Origin of the sequence: Halomonas sp. 3F2F, assembly GCF_014897805.1 — a bacterium.
Classification (GTDB): Bacteria; Pseudomonadota; Gammaproteobacteria; order Pseudomonadales; family Halomonadaceae; genus Vreelandella.
The window spans coordinates 1-1,124 of sequence record NZ_JABUZE010000179.1; the positions used below are offsets into that span (position 1 = coordinate 1).

At 50.6% G+C, this 1,124-nt stretch carries 1 protein-coding gene; it reads right to left on the reverse strand.

What is annotated here, in order from left to right:
* Positions 1-167: 167 nt before the first annotated feature.
* Positions 168-1,037 carry a replication initiation protein gene (locus INT21_RS17930; protein WP_193067486.1) on the reverse strand — a complete coding sequence of 290 codons (870 nt, stop codon included), beginning with the start codon at positions 1,035-1,037 and terminating at the stop codon, positions 168-170.
* Positions 1,038-1,124 lie beyond the last annotated feature (87 nt).

The window sequence follows — 1,124 nt, forward strand, 5'->3', positions numbered from 1 at the left end:
GGGAGGGGGGCAAAATCTTTCACTTCCCCCCAATATTGGGGGGAGATGCAGAATCCCCCAATTGGGGGGAAGTGAATTTTATCTTTTTTTTACAAGCTGTTAGGCGTCATTCGCTGACAAAAAACAGGCTGTTTCCTGTCTTCAAAAAAACACGTTGTTTGAAGGCGTCATGAATCAGCAGGTTTTTTACGCGTTTCCAGAAGCCTCAATGCAGCATCTTCGTAGCTCTCTCCAGGGTGGGCATTGGCTTCGATCACAGCCTGAGGAATACCAAAACGAGCGCCTTTACCTTTGGGAGGAAGGGATGTCTCGCTGGTGTGTCGATCGCGACTTTTTTTCTTGGATGATGCTGACGGCTTCTCGCCGAAGGTAAACACCAAATGAGAGACGCGCCGCCCGGTTTTGCGCTGTGACCACTTCACCCACATTGGCGAATGCTCGTTGACCTGTTCTACCGCAGGTTCAATCACCCAGCGCTTAAAGTCAGCTAACCGTCCATAACGACCTTCTAACTGGAAGGCATCACGTAGCCAGCCCATTTCAACTTCTCGCTGGCCTGCCTCACGCCACTGGCAAAGTAATTCATAGAGCCGGATACCATAGGCGCTATCCATATGGGCTACGTCAGCCAGCGCATAGCGGGTGAATTGCTCTGTCAGCTGAGACAGGTAGGGCACCATTGGTTGGCTGAAACGTAGCGCTACAGTCCCTTGATCCTCTTGATAAACAACTTCCTGCACCCAGCGTGTTAGCCGAACCTTGGCCCCTCCCTTCCCATTTGGGGCTTCATGCAGCGTTACTTCGCGCCGAAACAAACGCTCAGCGGCAGCTTTCAAATCGCGATAGGCAGTTTTAACCCCTACTCCAGCGAGGTCGGCTATCTCCTGCGCGGTAACCGTATACAGCTGCTGATCGGTTAAAGGGGCGTCACGCCTTACCTGAGCAATACAGCCTAGAATGATGCGCTGTTCATAGACACTTAGGCGGTAGGACGCCTCGATCAGGGCATTAGATTTGTAGACAAGAGACTTAATCAAATCAGCACCATTTGTGGAGTAATATTAATTACTCAACTTATACCGTCAATCCCTACACCTTTCAACCGTCAATCCCTCCACCTTTAA